The sequence below is a fragment of the Streptomyces sp. 130 genome (genome assembly GCF_007096885.1).
Lineage (GTDB): Bacteria > Actinomycetota > Actinomycetes > Streptomycetales > Streptomycetaceae > Streptomyces.
The window spans coordinates 1-14,825 of the sequence record NZ_VJNO01000021.1; the positions used below are offsets into that span (position 1 = coordinate 1).

General features: G+C 71.9%; 15 protein-coding genes. 8 read left to right on the forward strand and 7 right to left on the reverse strand.

The window, feature by feature from the left end:
- Positions 1-68: 68 nt before the first annotated feature.
- Positions 69-848, reverse strand: coding sequence for a hypothetical protein (locus tag FKN01_RS18915; RefSeq protein ID WP_143622134.1), 780 nt, complete (start codon positions 846-848; stop codon positions 69-71).
- Positions 845-1,333, reverse strand: a complete 489-nt coding sequence (locus tag FKN01_RS18920; protein ID WP_143622136.1) for a SigE family RNA polymerase sigma factor — start codon at positions 1,331-1,333, stop codon at positions 845-847. Before FKN01_RS18920 ends, FKN01_RS18915 begins: the two co-directional genes overlap by 4 nt.
- Positions 1,334-1,544: 211 nt before the next feature.
- On the opposite strand from FKN01_RS18920, the gene FKN01_RS18925 reads away from it, so the two are divergent.
- Positions 1,545-2,174 (forward strand): ABATE domain-containing protein, encoded by a 630-nt coding sequence (locus tag FKN01_RS18925; protein WP_143622138.1) that lies wholly within the window; start codon positions 1,545-1,547, stop codon positions 2,172-2,174.
- Here the strand turns inward: FKN01_RS18925 and sodX are convergent.
- Positions 2,078-2,536 carry a nickel-type superoxide dismutase maturation protease gene (gene sodX / locus FKN01_RS18930; protein WP_143622140.1) on the reverse strand — a complete coding sequence of 153 codons (459 nt, stop codon included), beginning with the start codon at positions 2,534-2,536 and terminating at the stop codon, positions 2,078-2,080. The genes FKN01_RS18925 and sodX overlap by 97 nt on opposite strands.
- Before the next feature lie 249 nt (positions 2,537-2,785).
- On the opposite strand from sodX, the gene FKN01_RS18935 reads away from it, so the two are divergent.
- Entirely contained in the window at positions 2,786-4,033 is a 1,248-nt protein-coding gene (locus FKN01_RS18935; RefSeq protein WP_185992896.1) for an RNA-guided endonuclease TnpB family protein, read from the forward strand.
- A gap of 64 nt (positions 4,034-4,097) precedes the next feature.
- The gene (sodN, locus tag FKN01_RS18940; protein ID WP_143622142.1) at positions 4,098-4,493 is read left to right on the forward strand and encodes a superoxide dismutase, Ni; all 396 of its coding nucleotides are present in this window, start codon (positions 4,098-4,100) and stop codon (positions 4,491-4,493) included.
- 293 nt (positions 4,494-4,786) lie between these two features.
- Here sodN and FKN01_RS18950 read toward each other — a convergent pair whose 3' ends face one another.
- A complete protein-coding gene (locus tag FKN01_RS18950) occupies positions 4,787-5,254 on the reverse strand; it encodes an arsenate reductase ArsC (RefSeq protein ID WP_143622144.1) in 468 nt (155 codons plus the stop codon).
- 91 nt (positions 5,255-5,345) lie between these two features.
- Between FKN01_RS18950 and FKN01_RS18955 the strand changes: the two genes are divergently transcribed.
- From FKN01_RS18955 to FKN01_RS18965, 3 genes are read left to right on the forward strand one after another with little or no spacing between them, the layout of a single operon-like run.
- Complete coding sequence (locus FKN01_RS18955) at positions 5,346-5,654, forward strand: helix-turn-helix transcriptional regulator (protein WP_143622145.1); 309 nt, start codon at positions 5,346-5,348, stop codon at positions 5,652-5,654.
- Positions 5,645-6,757, forward strand: a complete 1,113-nt coding sequence (gene arsB, locus FKN01_RS18960; RefSeq protein WP_143622147.1) for an ACR3 family arsenite efflux transporter — start codon at positions 5,645-5,647, stop codon at positions 6,755-6,757. Before FKN01_RS18955 ends, arsB begins: the two co-directional genes overlap by 10 nt.
- Positions 6,754-7,812 carry an ArsO family NAD(P)H-dependent flavin-containing monooxygenase gene (locus tag FKN01_RS18965; RefSeq protein ID WP_143622149.1) on the forward strand — a complete coding sequence of 353 codons (1,059 nt, stop codon included), beginning with the start codon at positions 6,754-6,756 and terminating at the stop codon, positions 7,810-7,812. Before arsB ends, FKN01_RS18965 begins: the two co-directional genes overlap by 4 nt.
- Positions 7,813-7,817: 5 nt before the next feature.
- On the opposite strand, the gene FKN01_RS18970 is transcribed toward FKN01_RS18965, so the two are convergent.
- Both FKN01_RS18970 and FKN01_RS18975 read right to left on the reverse strand, forming a co-directional pair.
- On the reverse strand, positions 7,818-8,336 hold the full coding sequence (locus FKN01_RS18970; protein WP_143622151.1) for a GNAT family N-acetyltransferase: 519 nt from the start codon (positions 8,334-8,336) through the stop codon (positions 7,818-7,820).
- Positions 8,336-8,707, reverse strand: a complete 372-nt coding sequence (locus FKN01_RS18975) for a helix-turn-helix transcriptional regulator (RefSeq protein ID WP_143622153.1) — start codon at positions 8,705-8,707, stop codon at positions 8,336-8,338. The genes FKN01_RS18970 and FKN01_RS18975 overlap by 1 nt, the downstream gene beginning before the upstream one ends.
- Before the next feature lie 454 nt (positions 8,708-9,161).
- Here FKN01_RS18975 and FKN01_RS18980 point away from each other — a divergent pair, with 454 nt between their 5' ends.
- Positions 9,162-10,562 carry an NAD(P)-binding domain-containing protein gene (locus FKN01_RS18980; protein ID WP_143622155.1) on the forward strand — a complete coding sequence of 467 codons (1,401 nt, stop codon included), beginning with the start codon at positions 9,162-9,164 and terminating at the stop codon, positions 10,560-10,562.
- 309 nt (positions 10,563-10,871) lie between these two features.
- The gene (locus FKN01_RS32590) at positions 10,872-11,804 is read left to right on the forward strand and encodes a hypothetical protein (protein ID WP_185992897.1); all 933 of its coding nucleotides are present in this window, start codon (positions 10,872-10,874) and stop codon (positions 11,802-11,804) included.
- Between the two features lie 136 nt (positions 11,805-11,940).
- Here the strand turns inward: FKN01_RS32590 and FKN01_RS18990 are convergent, their stop codons facing one another.
- Positions 11,941-14,805: a M4 family metallopeptidase gene (locus FKN01_RS18990; RefSeq protein WP_143622157.1), complete on the reverse strand. Its 2,865-nt coding sequence runs from the start codon at positions 14,803-14,805 to the stop codon at positions 11,941-11,943.
- Positions 14,806-14,825: the final 20 nt, after the last annotated feature.

The window sequence follows — 14,825 nt, forward strand, 5'->3', positions numbered from 1 at the left end:
GCCGCCGCTGCCCGCCGAGCGCCGCCGCCAGGGCGAGCCCCACATAGGCGCCGAGGCTCTCCGGGCCGTCACTTCGCCGGCAGCAGCTCCGGACGCAGCATCAGCTCGCGCAGCTGGGCCCGGGTGAGCGGCGGGGACTTCAGCATCGGGCCCCGGACGACGTCGGCCTCGAAGCCGGTGCTGTCCCGCACGCCGAGCTGGCTGCCGTCGGCGAGGACGAGCCGGGCGGTCAGCTCGGGCCCCCACTGCGGGGTGCCGCCCTCGCCGTAGTCCATGTCGTCGCTCCAGATGGTGAGCACCCGGCCCCCGGACAGCTCTTCGCGCACGCAGTCCGTACGGGCGGGCGCCCCCTTCTCCGGCTCGCACAGGTCCGCGTCCGCTGCTCCGCCGCCGAGCTTCTTGCGTACCGCCTCGGCGTCCATGACGTCGATGGTCAGATAGCCGACGCCGCCGTCCCGGCGGATCTCGTACTGCCCGTCCAGCGGCCCGGTCCTGGGCGGCTCGGGCGGCAGGGGCGAAGCGTGCTTGATGATGTCGGCGAACGACACCTCTTCGACCGTGCCGGTCAGCTGCGGCAGCAGCTGGAGCAGCCGCACGTCCCGAGGCGCCTCACCGGGCTCCTGGGCCAGGGACGCCACGGACGAGGTCTGCGGGGCGTCCGGCGCCGAGGTGAGCTGCGGGACGACGAACGCCCCCGCCGCCACCGCGCAGACCGCCGTCACCGTCACCGCGGCCCGGCGCCGCCAGCGGACCCGGGCCGCCTTCGCGTACACGGCCTCCGTGCTGATGACCGGCCGCCCCGCGTCCTCGGCGGCCCGCCCCAGCAGCTCACGCACGTCGTCACTCATACCAATACCTCCGCCATCTCGGCGCGCAGCGCCGCCAACCCCCGAGCCGTGTGGCTCTTGACCGTGTTCTCCCGCATCCCGAGCGTCGCGGCCGTGGCCTCGACGCTCAGGTCCTCCCAGTAGCGCAGCACCAGGACCGCTCGCTGCCTGGGCGTGAGCCGGGCGAGCGCCGCCCGTACCGCCAGGCCGGTGTCGGTGTCGGGTGCCTCGACGGCCCGCTCGGGCAGTTCCCCGTACGCCTGCTCGCGGCGCCAGAACCTGCGGCGGCCCGCGATGAAGGTGTTGACCAGGGTCTTGCGGGCATACGCCTCGATGTTGTCGAGCCGCCCGTGCCGCCGCCCGCCCAGCACGACCTTGACCAGGGTCGTCTGGACCAGGTCCTCGGCCTCGTGCCGGTCGCCGCAGAGCAGGAACGCACTGCGGAACAGGGCGGTACGTCTGCCCTCGACGAAGGCGTGCAGCGCGGCGTGGTCATCGCTCCGCATCCGGTTGTCCTTCCCCCGGCCCGCGGGCGCGGACCGTCTCACCCTTCCAGTGCGGTGGCCGGCACGGCGGGTTGCAGCGTGTACGTGAGCAGTTTCGGGCGGCGGCGCCACCTCCTGGTCACCCCGCTCCGCTCTCGTAATACCCTGTAGGCTGAGCGACCCATTACGCCTGCTTCGCACCGCCTCCGGACCGACGCCGTAAGGACACCTCGTGGAACTCGCCTATTACGCGGACTACGCCGTGCGCCTCGTCAACACCGAGCAGCCGTCCCGGAACGAGGACACCCTCATCTCCGTCGAGGCGGTCCGGGAGCTGTTCGGCCCCAGCGGCCAGGCGGCCCGGCGGGCGACCGACGCGGACGTGACCCGGTTCCGTTCGGTACGGGCCCGGCTGCGCGGGGTGTTCGAGGCGGCCGACGCCGGGGACGAGCGGCTGGCGGTGGACCGGCTGAACTCGCTGCTGATGGAGTTCCCGGTCAGCCCGCAGATCTCCGGGCACGAGGAGCGCGACGCGGACGGCAGGCCGGACTGGCACATGCACCTGGCGGACCACCCGTCCAACGCGACCGCGGGGTACGCCGCGATCGCCTCCATGGGCCTGGCCTTCCACCTCACCTCGCACGGTGTGGACCGGCTCGGCCTGTGCGAGGCCGCGCCGTGCCGCAACGCCTACCTCGACACCTCGACCAACCGCTCCCGCCGCTACTGCTCGGACCGCTGCGCGACCCGGGCCAACGTGGCCGCCTACCGGGCCCGCAAGCGCCTGGAGACCGAGCGCGCCGCCGAGACCGGCCGCACCGCGGAGACCGCCCAGGCCACCACCCCGCGCACCGAGCGCTGATCCTTCGTCAGCGGCCGGTACCGCGCCCGGGCCCGGGCCAGCACCAGCTCCTCGGGCACCGTCCCGTAGTCCGTACTGTCCCCGCCCGCGAAACTGTTGTCCCCCAGCACCCACCAGCCCCCGGCCCGCCGCTCCACGGCCCGCTTCACGACCAGCAGGTCCTGCTGGAACGGGTGGCGCAGGATCACCACGTCCCCGGGGCGCACCTCCGCCCCGTACTGCACGAGCAGCCAGTCCCCGTGATGCAGCGTGGGCACCATCGAGGGCCCGGTCACCTCCACCACCTGGAACGGCACCCGCCCCGCCAGCCCCCGCGCGGGCTGCTCGTCGGCCAGCTCCGGCACCTCCGGCACGTCCCTCATCTCCTCCCCAGTCCGTCCGGTAAACCGTCCCTCACCGGATTTCGTACTTTCGGCCACTGGTCCCACACTCATCCCGGACTTTGGCCTAAGCCGCCGAGGCGCTCGCCCGAGGTATTTCTCTAGGGTGCCCCATTCTTCAGTATCGAAATGAGGACTTCGGTGCCGGGCCAATGAGGGTGGTGTTCGCTGCGCAGTGGCCCTGACCTGCGTTCTCTTACGTTGTCAGTGAGGGCTGTTAGGTTGCGGATCATGACGGCTACAGCAGCGACCGAGCGGGGTTCCGGGCTCGCCCGGTACACCTTCCGGCTCCGCGTGTCGTCGACCGCGCTCGTCCGGCTGGAGGCCGAGTGGGCGCGGTGTCGGTGGGTGTGGAACGAGTGCGTGGCGATGTCCCGCAAGGTCCACGCCGCAAACCGCGACGCCGTGGAAAAGACGACGTGCGCCCCGGCGCAGCTGGACAGGATGCTGACCGAGGCGCGGCAGTCGATGGCGTGGCTCCGCGCAGGTGCGTCGGTGCCGCAGCAGCAGGTCATCCGCGACTTCTCGAAGTCCCGTGCCAGGGCGGTCAAGGACATCAAGGCGAAGGTGCCGGTGCGGCGGCGGGCCGGGATGCCCCGGATGAAGCGCAAGCGGGACACACGGCCCACGCTGAACTACACCCTGCGCGCGTTCCGTCTGAAGGACGGCCGCCTCCACCTCGCGGGCGGCGTCTCCCTGACGGTCGTCTGGTCCCGCCCACTCCCGTCCGTCCCTTCCAGCGTGCGCGTTTACCAGGACAGTCTGGGGCACTGGTACGCGTCGTTCGTCGTCGCCACCGAACCCCAGCCGCTCCCCGCCACGGGGCGCGTGCTGGGCGTCGACTGGGGCGTCAAGGAGACCGCCACCACCACATCCGACGCCCACGACCTGCCTCATCCTGAGCACGGGAAGAGCGCGGCGCGGAAGCTGGAGCGCTGTCAGCGGATGATGGCCCGCCGCCGCCCCGCCAAGGGCAAGGCCGCCTCCAAGGGCTACCGCAACGCCAGGCGACTGACGGCGAAGGTGCTCAAGAAGGTGGCGCGACAGCGGCAGGACACCGCCCGCAAGTGGGCCAAGGCGGTGGTCCGCGACCACGACGCCATCGCGGTGGAGGACTTCCGTCCGAAGTTCCTGGCGAAGACCACCATGGCCCGCAAGGCCGCCGACGCCGCGATCGGCGCCACCAAAGCCGCCCTCATCGAGATGGGCCGCAAGCACGCACGGGACATTCGTCTCGTGCATCCCGCGCACACCACCAGGGACTGCGCACAGTGCGGAGCGAGAGCCAAGCACGCACTACCTCTTTCGGAACGTACCTACACCTGCACCGCGTGCGGAGCCGCGTCCCCCAGGGACAAGAACTCCGCGCACGTCATGCTGGTCCGGGCTGGTCTCAACCCGGCTGGTGCCGATCGTGTAAGAGCCGGAGGACCGCAGGTCCCCGGCCAACGTGAGCCAGAAATCCCCGCCACCCTTTAGGGCAGGGAGGACGTCAAGGAGTAATGTCCCACCTGAGAAGACGATCACGAGGAAGGACAGCTCAATGCTTTCCCGCCTGTTTGCCCCCAAGGTGAAGGTCAGCGCCCACTGCGACCTGCCCTGCGGCGTGTACGACCCGGCCCAGGCCCGCATCGAGGCGGAGTCCGTCAAGGCCGTCCAGGAGAAGTTCCAGGCCAACGAGGACCCGCACTTCCGGGCCCGCGCCGTGGTCATCAAGGAGCAGCGCGCCGAGCTCGCGAAGCACCACGTCTCGGTCCTGTGGAGCGACTACTTCAAGGCCCCGCACTTCGAGAAGTACCCGCAGCTGCACCAGCTGGTCAACGACACCCTGAAGGCCCTCTCGGCCGCCAAGGGCTCGACGGACCCGGCCACCGGCCAGAAGGCGCTGGACCTGATCGCGGAGATCGACAAGATCTTCTGGGAGACCAAGAAGGCTTGATCTCCGGTTAGGCCGTCCGACCCGCGATTCCGCTGGTCGGACTCCCTACCTGCCCGCACCCGGTCCACAGGCCGCCGAGCACGGCGTCCGTCGCGGGCCGGGTGCGGTTTTCGTTTTCCGGCCGCAGGTGCGCGTGGATCCGCAGCGGGCTGACGGCGGACGCGTGGCCGAGGACGGGTTGAAGCTGTTTCACGCTCGCGCCGTCCGCGGTGGGCGCGGAGGCGTGGAAGTGCCGCAGGCCGTGGGTCACGCCGATGTGATGCGTGGCGGTGTTCTCCGTGCGGAGGCCCTTTTCAGGATGCGGCCCCGTCGCAGGCCGTCGCGCGTGCACCCCTTGGGCGGGCCGGGACCGGGGCGATCTCGGCGATCAGGTCCTCCACCAGGGCCTTGATCTCGTCGCGGATACGGCGGACCGCTTCGACGCCCTGGCCGGCCGGGTCGTCGAGCTTCCAGTCCAGGTAACGCTTGCCGGGGAAGACGGGGCAGGTGTCGCCGCAGCCCATGGTGACGCACACGTCGGACTCCTTCACCGCGTCCACGGTGAGGATCTTCGGGGCCTCGGCGGAGATGTCGATGCCGGCCTCGGCCATCGCGGCGACGGCGGCGGGGTTGACCCGGGTGCCCGGGTCGGAGCCGGCGGAACGGACCTCGACGCGGTCTCCGGCCAAGTGGGTCAGCCAGGCGGCGGCCATCTGGGAGCGGCCGGCGTTGTGGACGCAGACGAACAGGACGGACGGCTTCGTGCCGGTGCTCTCGGGCATGAGGGGCTCTCTCATCTCGCGGCGGCCGGGTGCCACCCATGGCATCAGCGTCCGCTGGTGTCAGCGAATGGTGATGTGAAAGTATCAGCGCATGCTGACTTCAGTCGATCCTGATGTGATTCGGGCGCTGGGAGATCCGCTCCGGCTGCAGATCGTGACCCTGCTGGCGCGCGAGACGCTGTGCACCACGCACCTGGTGGAGGAGACCGGGGCCAAGCAGACCAACCTGTCCAACCACATGAAGGTGCTGCGCGAGGCCGGCCTGGTGGAGACCGAGCCGTGCGGTCGCTTCACCTACTACAGGCTCAAGTCCGACGTCCTGGCCGGCCTGTCCGCACAGTTCGCCGGGCTCGCCGAATCCGCCCGCGCCGCCGCCGAGAACAAGAGGGCATGCCCGTGACCTCCGCCGCCCACGCCCAGAGCGCCCAGGAGAGCGGGGACGACTCGGTCGTCAAGAAGCTCTCCACCCTCGACCGCTACCTCGCGGTGTGGATTCTCGCCGCGATGGCCACCGGTCTGGGCCTGGGCCGGCTCATCCCCGGTCTGAACGACGCCCTCGCGAAGGTGGAGACCGGCGGGATCTCCCTGCCGATCGCGCTCGGCCTGCTGGTCATGATGTATCCGGTGCTGGCGAAGGTCCGCTACGACCGGCTCGACGCCGTCACCGGCGACCGCAAGCTGATGGTCTCCTCGCTGGTCGTCAACTGGGTCGTCGGCCCCGCGGTGATGTTCGCGCTGGCCTGGATCTTCTTGCCGGACCTGCCCGAGTACCGCACCGGCCTGATCGTCGTCGGCCTGGCCCGCTGCATCGCCATGGTCATCATCTGGAACGACCTGGCCTGCGGCGACCGGGAAGCCGCCGCCGTCCTGGTCGCCCTCAACTCCGTCTTCCAGGTCCTCGCGTTCGGCCTGCTCGGCTGGTTCTACCTCGACCTGCTGCCCGGCCGGCTCGGGCTCGGCGACGGCGAGCACCTCGACGTCCCGATGGGGAAGATCGCGCTGAACGTGGTCATCTTCCTCGGCGTCCCGCTCGCCGCCGGCTTCCTCACCCGCCGCCTGGGCGAGAAGAGGATGGGCCGCGCCGACTACGAGCAGCGGTTCCTGCCGAAGATCGGCCCGTGGGCGCTGTACGGGCTGCTGTTCACGATCGTCATCCTCTTCGCCCTCCAGGGGAAGACCATCACGTCGCAGCCGCTGGACGTCGCCCGGATCGCGCTGCCGCTGCTGGTGTACTTCGCCGTCATGTTCTTCGGCACGTTCCTGCTCGGCAAGGGCCTGGGCCTGGCCTACGACCGCACCGCGACGCTCGCGTTCACGGCGGCGGGCAACAACTTCGAGCTGGCGATCGCGGTCGCCATCGCCACCTTCGGCGTCACTTCCGGCCAGGCCCTGTCCGGCGTCGTCGGCCCGCTCATCGAAGTACCGGTGCTGATCGGCCTGGTCCACGTCGCGCTCGCCTGGCGCAGGCGTTTCGGCGCCGACGCGGTGACGACGGCCCCGTGACGCGGCGGACGGATGTGGTGGTGGTCGGCGGCGGCCAGGCAGGGCTCGCCGCCGGCTACCACCTGCGCCGCCGAGGTCTCGACTTCGTCATCCTGGAGGCGGATGCGGCGCCGGGCGGGTCCTGGCAGCACATGTGGGACTCGCTGCACCTGTTCTCCCCGGCCGAGCACTCCTCGCTGCCCGGCCGCCTCATGCCCGCCCAGGCGGGCGAGACCTACCCGGGCGCCGGGCACGTGGTGGACTACCTCGCCGACTACGTGCACCGCTACGACCTGCCCGTTCAGCACGGCAGCCGCGTGGACGCCGTACGCCGCGACGCGGACCGCCTCCTGGTCGAGGCGGGCTCCAGCACCTGGGCGGCCCGCGCGGTCATCAGCGCCACCGGCAGCTGGTCGCGGCCCTTCCTCCCCGCCGTTCCCGGCCGGTCGGCCTTCGCCGGTCGGCAGCTGCACACGGTGAACTACCGCAGTCCGGGCCACTTCGCCGGGCAGCGTGTCGTCGTGGTGGGCGGAGGGAACTCCGGGGCCCAGATCGCCGCCGATCTCGCCCTGGACGGCGGAGCCGAGGTGACGTGGGTGACCCGGCGCCCGCCGCGGTTCCTGCCGGACGACATCGACGGCCGCGCCCTCTTCGAGGTCGCCACCGCCCGCCGCCGGGCCCTGGACACCGGCCGTACCGACACCGGTGGGGTGGCTTCGCTCGGCGACATCGTGGTTGTGCCGCCCGTCCGAGCCGCCCGCGACGCCGGACTCCTCACCGCGAAGCCGATGTTCGCCCGGCTCACCGCCACCGGTGTCCGGTGGGCCGACGGCAGCCAGAGCGACGCGGACGCGGTGATCTGGTGCACCGGCTTCCGCCCGGCCCTGGCCCACCTCGCCCCGCTGGACCTGCGGGGCCCGCGCGGGCACATCCCCACCGACGGCACGCGCGCCCTCGGCGAACCGCGGCTGCACCTGCTCGGCTACGGCGACTGGACCGGCCCGGCCTCCGCCACCCTGATCGGTGTCGGCCGCACCGCCCGCGACGCCGCCAGCGCGATCGCGCAGCTGCCTTGACCGGCTCAGGTGATGGCGGGGCTGCGGCGCTCTACGAGGACGACGTCGCGCCAGACGCCGTGCTGGCGCCCGATCCGCTCCCGCGTGCCGATGACGCGGAATCCGGCCCGCTGGTGCACGGCGAGGCTGGCGGTGTTCTCGGGGAAGATCCCGGACTGGATCGTCCAGATCCCGGCCCGTTCGGTGGAATCCACCAGCGCCTTCAGCAGGGCGGAGGCGATGCCGCGGCCACGAGCAGCCGGGTGGACGTAGACGGAGTGCTCCACCACGCCCGCGTACGCGCGCCGGTCGGAGACCCGGCTCGCGGCCACCCACCCCAGCACCGCCCCATCGGCGTCCACGGCGGCGAAGCGGTGCTCGGGCAGCTTCGCCGCGTCGAACGTCTCCCAGGCCGGCGCGACGGTCTCGAAGGTGGCGTTCCCCTCGTCGATCCCCACCTGGTAGATGGCCAGCACCTGCTCCGCGTGCTCCGGTGCCAGCGGCACGATCATCACACTCGCGGGCCCCTCCCCCACGGCGCTCATCAGGCTGCGGTCGGCAGGGTCAGCAACTGGCCCATCGCCGCCAGCACGGACGGCTCGACGCGGTAGTAGACCCAGGTGCCGCGCCGCTCGGAGGTGAGCAGTCCGGCCTCCTTGAGCTTCTTCAGGTGGTGGGACACCGTGGGCTGGGAGACGCCGACGTCGGAGATGTCGCACACGCACGCTTCGCCGCCCTCGTGGGAGGCCACGGCCGAGAAGAGGCGGAGGCGGACCGGGTCGCCGAGCGCCTTGAACATACGCGCGGCGGTCTCGGCCTCCTCGGCGGTCATCGGGCGCTCGGCCAGCGGCGGACAGCACGGCGCCACGCCGTGACCGCCGGGTTCGAGCAGCGGCAGCACCTTCGCATTCGACATGCGTCTATGTTGACACATGTCGAACCAGCGGGGGAGAGACATTACGGGCGCGCGAGACGGGCGGCCACGCGCCGGGGGGGCATGCGCCGGGCGACCACACGCTGGGCGGCCACGCGCCGGGGGGCATGCGTCGGGCGGCCACGCGCCGGGCGGCCACGCCTCGGGCGACCACGCGCTGGGCGACCACGCCTCGGGCGGCCACGCGCTGGGCGGCCACGCCTCGGGCGGCCACGCGCCGGACGACCACGCGCGCCGGACGGCCACGCGCCAGGCGGCCATGCGGCATATAGGCGGTCGCGAGCCCCGGCCGGCCGCCGCCGTTCACGGCGACGTCGATGCGTCACCCGCCCAAGCTCCCAGTTTCGATGATTGTCTATGTTGACGCTCGTCAATACAGGTGCCATGCTGGGCCGCGCAAGCCATCGACAGATGTCGAAACACGCGAGGAGTCGCCGTGAACGCGCCCGCCACCACCGATCTGCCCGTCGTCGTGATCGGGGCCGGCCCCACCGGTCTGGCCGCCGCCGCCCACCTGGTCGGCCAGGGCGTCGAGCCCCTGGTCCTGGAGGCCGGTTCCACCGCCGGCGCCGCGGTGCGCGAGTGGTCACACGTACGCCTGTTCTCCACCTGGGGCGAGGTCGTCGACCCGGCCGCCGAGAAGCTGCTGGCCCCCACCGGCTGGACCCGCCCCGACCCGGCCGCCTACCCCTCCGGCGGCGACTGGGCCGAGCGCTACCTCCAGCCGCTCGCCGGCCTCCTCGGGGACCGCGTACGCACCGGCGCCACCGTCACCGGTGTCTCGCGCACCGGCCGGGACCGGATCGTGGACGCCGACCGCGAGCGGCAGCCGTTCGTCGTGCACGTCACCCACGCCGACGGCCGTGAGGAGCGCCTCCTCGCGCGCGCCGTCATCGACGCCTCCGGTACCTGGGCCACGCCGTCCCCGGCCGGCGGGAGCGGGCTGCCCGCGCTCGGCGAGAAGGCCGCCGCGGACCGGATCACCTACCGCGTCCCGGACCTGAGGGACCCCGCTGTCCGGGCCCGGTACGCGGGCAAGCGCACCGCTGTGATCGGCTCGGGTGCCTCCGCGTTCACCGCTCTCGCCCACCTCGCCGACCTCGCCGGGTCCGACGACGGCGCGGGTACGAAGGGCGTGTGGATTCTGCGCCGGGGCCTCTCGGGCTCGACCTTCGGCGGCGGCACCGCCGACCAGCTCCCGGCGCGCGGCGCCCTGGGCCTGGCCGCGAAGGCCGCGGTCGACGAAGGTCACGCGGACGCGGTCACCGGATTCCGGACCGAGGCGGTCGAGCGGGCGGACGACGGCCGCCTGATCCTGGCCGGCGAGGACGGACGCCGGCTGGACCCGGTCGACGAGGTCATCGTGCTGACCGGCTTCCGCCCCGACCTGTCCTTCCTGGACGAGCTGCGCCTGCGCCTGGACGAGCGCCTCCAGGCGCCGGTCGAACTGGCTCCGCTGATCGACCCCAACCAGCACTCGTGCGGCACCGTCTACCCGCACGGCCACCGCGAGCTCTCCCACCCGGAACAGGGCATTTACCTGGTCGGGATGAAGTCCTACGGCCGCGCCCCGACGTTCCTCGCCATGACCGGCTACGAGCAGGTCCGCTCCGTGGCCGCCGCGATCGCCGGCGACCTCGACGCGGCCGACCGCGTCGAACTGACCCTGCCCGAGACCGGGGTGTGCGGCGGCGCCGGCCTCTTCGACGCCGCCCCCGAGACCGGCCGGGACGGCGGATGCTGCGCCCCGGCGCCCCAGCTCGTCCAGCTCGGCGCCCCTTCCGCGGCGGCCGTCGGCACCGCGGAAGGGGAGGCGGGCGGCTGCTGCGGCTCGTGACCGGCCTCGGCACCCCGGCCCGCGGGGCCGCGACCGGATCGCGGGACCGGTCGCGGCCCCGCGCCTGAGCCCGCGCTCCGCCCGGGGAGACCGGCGCGTTCCGGCCCACAGCGACCACCTAGCATGAGCCGGTCAACCTCAACCGGGGTTGCGGAACATGCACAACAAGGGAACGCCGTGCGCCTGATCAGGCACTTCGCAACGGCTGTCGTGGCAACGGCGGCGATAGCACTGCTCTCCGGGTGCGCACGCGCACAGGGTCCGGCGGCGGAGCCGGCACCGGCCCGGGCCGCCGGCACGAAGGTGCCGGTGGAGACCGGCGCCCGGGACGTCGTCCACACCGCCGCCAACGGGAAGACGTACGGGATTCGGCTCGCCGTGAAGGGTCTGGTCCGCGCGCCGGAAAGCATCCTCGACGGTGCGGGTGCGCAGGACGGCCCCGAGGGCGGGGTCCCCTACTACCTCACCTACGAGGTCACCAACACCGGCGACGAGAAGATCCCCCACGCCTACGAGGTCTTCCACGACCTCACCCTGACCGGCACCGACTGGGCGCCCGGAAGCCCGGTCACGGCGTCCGGCGGCGGGCGGGCGGGGTGCGAGGACTCGGCGCCGGAGGCGCTGGCGCCCAGCGACTCGTACACCTCCTGTGGGACGTACCTGCTGCCCAAGGGCGTCGGCGTGCTGGCGGTGACGCACACCTCCGGTGGCGGGTTCATCACCCCGGCCGACCACGTCACGTCCTGGCCTGTCGACGGCGGACTCGGCGCGGCGTCGAAGGAGATGGCCGCCCAGGGCGACACGATCGCCGTCCGCTACGACGCCGGCGAGAAGCAGGGCGGCCTCCTCGAACTGCCCGCCACGCTGAAGTCCGTACGCAAGGGCAGCAAGGCCGACCTCGACGGCCTCGAACCCGACGACGCCAAGCGGGACCGCATCCCGTACTACGTGACGATCTCCTACAGCAATCCCGGGAAGAGCGACTTCTACGCCGGTCAGGCAGGCAGCGTCCGGGTGCTCACCGAAAGCGGCCAGCAGCTCGGAGGCGTACCCGCCCTCTCCATCTGGGGGCTGGACATCGCGGCCTGCCCGCCCGACGGGCACGGCGACACCGTCCCGGCGGGCGGCAGCGTGACTCAGTGCACCGTCCACTTCGCGGCGGAAGGCGACGAGCCGGTCGCCGTCGGCTTCGAGAACGCGGGCGAGGGCGTCCTCACCGGCTGGCGGGCCCGGGTCTCCTGAGGTGCCGAGGCCGGCCGGCCCGGCCCGGCCGCCGGCGGGCTGATCTCGGCGTGGCCGGTGTCCACCGGTGGGCTGCGTGAACACGAGCGGCCGGGCCCCCTAAGGGGTCCGGCCGCTCGGCTGTCACTGGGTCAGGTCAGCACTTGCCCGCCGGGCGGTCGCGCTTGACCAGGTTGGTGTAGCCGGTCGTGCCGTCGAGCCACAGGACGCGCTGGCCCTCGTCGGCCGCCGCGTAGACCTGGTCGCCGCGGTTGCAGGAGACGCGCTGGGCGCCGCCCTTGCCGTCGGGGGCCGCCTGGTAGATCTTCGGCAGCGTGTCGTTCGTCCAGTCGGTGGCCGGGGGCAGCTCGGTGATGTTGACCGCGTCGTCCGAGGCGGTCACCGAGTAGGCGAAGAGGGCGCCGGCGCCGTGCTCGGGGGTGACGGTGACCGGGTTCGTACCGTCGAAGTTCGCGCGGCGCACCGCGGCCTGGCCGGCGTCGGTGGCGTCGTCGTCCTCGACCCAGTAGACGCCGTCGTCGGTCACGGCCGTCTGGCCGACGCCGTACAGCTTGGTCGAGTCGATCGGCATGAGCGTCTTCTTGCCGGTGGCGGTGTCCAGGACCTCCACGCCGAGCATGGCGGTGCCGTCGCTCGCGGGCCACATCTTGGCGTAGGCGATCTTGCCGTCGTGGACCGAGGCGAGCGTCGTCACGCCGATCGGGTTGTTGTACAGCTCCTTGGTCTCACCGGTCTTGATGTTGATGTAGCGGCTCTGGGTGTAGCCGCTCTGCGGGTTCATGTACGTGTAGACGAGCAGGTCGCCGTCGAAGGCGAGCGCGCTGACGTTGGCGCCGACCCCGCCGACGATCTTGTCCATGCCGCCCTTGACGGGGCGGACGTGGAAGTACACACCGGTCGAGGCGTACTCGGCCCACGCGACGTTCTTGCCGTCGGTGTCCGCGTACACGTTGAAGTTGCCGTTGTTCGGGCTGATCAGCTGCGGCTGGCCCTTGCCGCTGGTGTTGCCGGCCCACACCGAGTACGGCTCGCTGCCGTCCTCGTTCGAGCGGGAGACGGCGTACTTGCCGGCGCCGGCGCCGAAGCCCGTGCTGTAGATGTTGTCCTTGGCGATCAGGGTGTCGGTGTCGACGCCCAGGGCCTTCTCCCAGCCGGGCACGATGCCGTGCGCGTCGAAGGAACGCTTCACGATCTTCAGCTGGGCCTTGGTGGCGCCCAGCTCCTCGGCGGCGGCGATGACCGCGGCGCGGCCCTCGGTGAAGCCGTCCAGGGGCGTCATGTACGCGGACAGCGCGCGGTAGACGATCTGGTCGGCGAACTCGGGGTCGAGGTCCTGGCGCATGTCCCACAGGGCGCCCGAGAAGATCGTGGAGTTGAGGTGCACACCGCCGTTGTCACCGCGGTAGGTGACGCCGATGAAGTTCTTCGACGTGGTGGCGCCGTCGTTCAGGTCGCGCAGGGCGCACTCGCGCGGGCCCGCGTTGGTGCACAGGTCCTCGCCGAGGAGGCCGGCGTCCGGGTCGTCCATGGAGACGCCGTTGGCCTCCAGGTCGATGGCGTTGCCGAAGTAGTCGGCGATGGCCTCGTTCATGGCGCCGGACTGGCCCGCGTAGACCAGGTTCGCGGTGTGCGTGACGACGCCGTGCGTCATCTCGTGGCCCACCACGTCGGTGTCGGCCGAGAAGGTGCGGTAGTCGCCGCCGCCCTGGCCGTACACCATCTTGCTGCCGTCCCAGAAGGCGTTGTTGTACGGCTGTCCGCCGTTGACGACGCCCACCAGGGAGTAGATGTAACCGTCCTTGCCGTCGAGGCTGTTCCGGTCGAAGTGGTTCTTGTAGTAGTCGTAGACCTTGCCGGCCGCCCAGTGGGCGTCGACCGCACCGGAGTTGGTGTAGTCCTCGCCGAGCTCCGGGCTCGCGGGGCGGAAGGTCTTGATGCCGCTCGGCCAGACGCCGGAGGCGCCGGACGCCTCACGGCCGCGCGCGTCGTACGTGGCGATCATGGGGCCCTGGTACGGGGAGTCCGCGGCCCGCTTGCTGTAGTCGATCATCTGGTAGGCACCCGTGGTGTCCTTGTACAGATTGATGTCGACCTTCTGGCCGTTGTAGCGGACGCCGCTGCCCTTGACCACGAGCTGGTCGGCCGCGTCGGTGGAGGCGTCGGCGGGGGCCGCCGCGCCGTCCACCGCGCCGGGGGTGGTGCCCGTCGCGCCGAACGTCTGGATGCCGCTGTACTGCATGACGGGGAAACCGGAGTGCCCGTCGATGTACACCTCCTGCTGGACCGGCGAGCCGTCGGCCGGGTTGGTGCCCGTGACGGTGATGTGCCGGGTCAGCACGCCGGTGCCCTGCGGGAGGATCGTGACGTCGCCCGCGGTGCCCTTGAACTCGGCCTTGCCGAGCTTCTCGCCCTTGGCCGGGGCGCGCAGGATGCCGCCGCCGAACTGCGCGGAGACCGCGCCGACCGCGCGCTCGATCGCGGTCTCCTCGGAGACCTTCGGGGTGACCGTGTCGAGCTTCAGCTTGGTGAAGTAGTTGCCGGAGGTGCCGGTGACGGCGCGCTTGCCGCCCTTCTTCGTCATGCGGACGACGTACTGGCCGCCGAGGACCTTCACGCCCTTGTACTTCTGCTGGAGGCGGACCGTCTCCTTGCCGCCCTTCTCGGTGGTGGTCCCGACGGCCGTCAGGTCCTTCGCCGAGGTGTCCGCGATGTGGTAGCGGCCCTTCTTGGCCTTGAGGTGGCCCCGGGCGGCGTCGGCCGCGCTGCCGGTGGCGGCGACCTCCTCGTGCAGACCGGTCACGAGCGAGGGGGTGTCGGTCTCGCTGCCCGGCGTCGTCCCGGAGGCGGCGGGGGCGGCCGCCGCGGTGTCGGCGTGCGCTGCCGGCATGGCGGTGGCCATCAGGCCCGCCGTGGCCAGCAGCGCGGCTATGCCCTGTCCGACGACGACGCCGGTGCGGCGCCCCTGTGAACCAACTGCTCGTCTGCGTGCTGAAGTCCGCACGGTGCTCCTCCGGTTGTCAC